4 protein-coding genes are annotated in these 3,629 nt (G+C 73.2%); all 4 read left to right on the top strand.

Going from position 1 to position 3,629, the window contains the following annotated elements:
• Positions 1-40 precede the first annotated feature (40 nt).
• Complete coding sequence (aroC, locus tag C1I93_RS29485) at positions 41-1,219, top strand: chorismate synthase (RefSeq protein ID WP_111246524.1); 1,179 nt, start codon at positions 41-43, stop codon at positions 1,217-1,219.
• Complete coding sequence (locus C1I93_RS29480; protein WP_111246523.1) at positions 1,216-1,743, top strand: shikimate kinase; 528 nt, start codon at positions 1,216-1,218, stop codon at positions 1,741-1,743. The genes aroC and C1I93_RS29480 overlap by 4 nt, the downstream gene beginning before the upstream one ends.
• Before the next feature lie 255 nt (positions 1,744-1,998).
• Complete coding sequence (gene aroB, locus C1I93_RS29475) at positions 1,999-3,078, top strand: 3-dehydroquinate synthase (RefSeq protein ID WP_111246522.1); 1,080 nt, start codon at positions 1,999-2,001, stop codon at positions 3,076-3,078.
• Positions 3,079-3,201: 123 nt separating this feature from the next.
• Positions 3,202-3,629: type II 3-dehydroquinate dehydratase (aroQ, locus tag C1I93_RS29470; protein WP_111246521.1), on the top strand; the 428-nt coding region annotated here is incomplete at its 3' end.

The following is a 3,629-nucleotide window of genomic DNA, read 5'->3' as shown; positions in this document are numbered from 1 at the left end:
GGGCGGGGCAGTGGACAGCGGGCGTGACAGACTCATGGCTGTGTTGCGCTGGTTGACCGCAGGAGAATCGCACGGGCCCGCCCTCGTCGCGCTGCTGGAGGGGGTGCCGGCCGGTGTCGAGGTGACCTCCACCGAGATCGGTGCCGAGCTGGCCCGCCGTCGGCTCGGCTACGGCCGGGGTGCCCGGATGGCCTTCGAGCAGGACGAGATCGAGGTCGTCGGTGGCCTGCGGCACGGTGTGACGCTGGGCAGCCCGGTCGCCATCCGGGTCGGCAACTCCGAGTGGCCCAAGTGGCAGACCGTGATGGCCGCCGACCCGGTCGACGCCGACGAGTTGGCCGGCCAGGCGCGTAACGCCCCGCTCACCCGGCCCCGGCCCGGCCACGCCGACCTGGCCGGCATGCAGAAGTACGGCCACACCGACGCCCGGCCGATCCTGGAACGGGCCAGCGCGCGGGAGACCGCCGCCCGGGTCGCCGTCGGCACGGTGGCCAAGGCGCTGCTGCGGCAGGCCCTCGACATCGAGATCGTCTCGCACGTGGTCGAGTTGGGCCCGGTCGCCGTCAAGCCGGGGCTGCGGCCCCAGCCGGAGGACGCCGCCCGGATCGACGCCGACCCGCTGCGCTGCCTCGACCCGGAGGCCAGCGCCCGGATGGTCGCCGAGGTCGACGCGGCCAAGAAGGCCGCCGACACCCTGGGCGGCGTGGTCGAGGTGCTGGCGTACGGCGTGCCGCCCGGCCTCGGCAGCCACGTGCAGTGGGACCGCAAACTCGACGCCCGGCTGGCCACCGCCCTGATGTCGATCCAGGCGATCAAGGGCGTGGAGATCGGCGACGGGTGGCAGCAGGCGCGCTCCCGCGGCTCTGAGGCGCACGACGAGATCATGCCCACCGCCACCGGGGTCCGCCGGATCACCGACCGGGCCGGCGGTCTGGAGGGCGGCATCACCACCGGTGAGCCGCTGCGGGTCAAGGCCGCGATGAAGCCGATCTCGTCGCTGAACCGCGCCCTGGCCACCGTGGACATCACCACCGGCGAGCCGGCCACGGCGATCAACCAGCGTTCCGACGTCTGCGCGGTGCCCGCCGCCGCCGTGGTCGCCGAGGCGATGGTGGCGTTGGTGCTGGCCGAGGCGGCGGTGGAGAAGTTCGGCGGTGACTCGGTCGCCGAGATTCGCCGCAACCTGGCCGGCTACCTCGACGCGCTGGTGATCCGGTGACCGGTGCCAGCCGTCCGGTCTGTGTGCTGGTCGGCGCGCCCGGCGCGGGCAAAACCACTGTCGGGCAGGCATTGGCGGCCACGCTCGGCGTCGAGTTCCGGGACACCGACGTCGACATCGAGCGCCTCGCCGGTAAACCGATCCCGGAGATCTTCATCGACGAGGGGGAGGCGCACTTCCGGGACCTGGAACGGGCGGCGGTGGCCGCGGCGCTGGCCTCCTGCAGCGGTGTGCTGGCCCTCGGCGGGGGCGCGGTGCTGGCCGAGGAGAACCGCGCCGCGCTGATCGGGCACCGGGTGGTGCACCTGTCCGTCGAGCTGACCGACGCGGTGAAGCGGGTCGGGCTCGGCGTCGGCCGGCCGCTGCTGACGATCAACCCCCGAGCCACCCTCAAACACCTGATGGACCAGCGCCGTCCGCTCTACGCCGAGGTCGCCACCATCACCATCGTCACCGACGGCCGCGCCCCCGAAGACATCGCCGCCGAACTCGCGACCCTGGTGCAAGGAAGGGCCCCCTGCTAACGCCCCATGCATAGCAAGGGCCCCTTGTTAACAACGCCCTCCCGTGCGCAGCGCCGGTGCGGGGCGTTCCCGTGGGCGGGGGCGCCGTCGATCGTCCGCTGCGTCATGCCGCTCCCTCGTCCGTCCTGGTGGCTGTCCATGCGTCCGTGGTGGCCCCTGCCCGTTGCGCGAAGCGGTAAACCTGCGGTTCCCAGAGCTCGGGCACGCGGTGGCGGTACCGGCCGGACGGGCCGCCGGTGGGCTAGGCTCCCGGCGATGGACGAGGTGACCCGGATCCCGATCGGCGGCGAGCGACCGTACGACGTGCTGGTCGGACGAAACCTGCTCGACCCGCTGCCCGGCCTGCTGCCCGAAGCCACCCGGGTGGCGGTGCTGCACGCCCCACCCCTGAAGCAGCTGGCCGACACCGTCGGTGACCGGCTGGCCGCGGCGGGGATGACGCCGCTGCCGATCGAGGTGCCCGACGCGGAGGCCGGCAAGCACCTCGACGTGGCCGCGCAGTGCTGGGACCGGCTCGGTGCGGCCGGGTTCACTCGCAGCGACGCGGTGGTCGGGTTGGGCGGCGGCGCGGTGACCGACCTGGCCGGCTTCGTGGCGGCCTGCTGGCTGCGTGGGGTGCGCTGGGTGCCGGTGGCCACCTCGCTGCTCGGCATGGTCGACGCGGCGGTCGGCGGCAAGACCGGGATCAACACCGCGGCCGGCAAGAACCTGGTCGGTGCGTTCCACCCGCCGGTGGGGGTGCTGGCCGATCTCGCCACCCTGGACACCCTGCCGCCGGCCGACCTGGCCGCCGGTCTGGCCGAGGTGGTCAAGTGCGGGTTCATCGCCGACCCGGTCATCCTGGAGTTGGTCGAGCGGGACCCGGCGGCGGCCGTCGACCCGACCGGTCCGGTGGCCCGGGAGCTGATCGAACGGGCGATCCGGGTGAAGGCGGACGTGGTTGGTGGTGACCTGCGCGAGTCGGGGGTACGGGAGGTGCTGAACTACGGGCACACTCTCGCGCACGCGATCGAGAAGTCGGAGGAGTACCGCTGGCGGCACGGCCACGCGGTCGCGGTCGGCCTGGTGTACGCCGCCGAGCTGGCCCGGTTGGCCGGCCGGCTGGACCCGGCGACCGCACAGCGGCACCGTGCCGTGCTGGATCTGCTCGACCTGCCCACCGCATACCCGGCCGACGCCTGGCCGCGGCTGCTGGCCGCGATGCGGGTGGACAAGAAGGCCCGCGGCAACACGCTGCGTTTCGTGGTGCTCGACGGGCTGGCCCGACCGGCGATCCTGGCCGGCCCCGACGACGAGCTACTGCACGCGGCCTACGGCGCGGTCGCCTCCCGGTGAGCGCGAGGAGTGAGCCGGTGTTGCGAGCCCCGCAGTCGGGAACGGAAGGTGGCTCAGTCCGGTGAGCGCGAGGAGTGAGCCGGTGTTGCGAGCCCCGCAGTCGGGAACGGAAGGTGGCTCAGCATGAGGGTCTACGTGTTCAACGGGCCGAATCTGGGTCGGCTGGGCACCCGCCAGGTCGACGTCTACGGCGCGACCAGCTACGCGGACCTGGTCGCACTCTGCGAGGCGACCGGGCGGGACCTGGGCCTGGACGTCGTCGTCCGGCAGACCGACGCCGAGCACGAGCTGATCGGCTGGCTGCACGCGGCGGCTGACGAGCAGGCGGCGGTGGTGCTCAACCCGGCGGCCTGGTCGCACTACTCGATCGCGGTCCGGGACGCCTGCGCGCTGTTGCGTGGCCCTCTGGTGGAGGTGCACATCTCCAACATCCACGCCCGCGAGGAGTTCCGGCACCACTCGGTGGTCTCGGCGGTGGCCACCGGCGTCATCTGCGGCCTCGGCGTCAACGGCTACCGCCTCGCCCTCCACCACCTAGCCACCCCCACCCC

The sequence above is a fragment of the Micromonospora endophytica genome (assembly GCF_003236305.1).
GTDB classification, from domain to species: Bacteria; Actinomycetota; Actinomycetes; order Mycobacteriales; family Micromonosporaceae; genus Micromonospora; species Micromonospora endophytica.
Note: the sequence above shows the minus strand (reverse complement) of the source record. Positions and strands in the feature narration are given on the sequence as shown.

Excerpts from the sequence above, each read along its gene's own strand:
- aroB (WP_111246522.1), top strand. The coding sequence starts at position 1,999 with ATGGACGAGGTGACCCGGATCCCGATCGGCGGCGAGCGACCGTACGAC.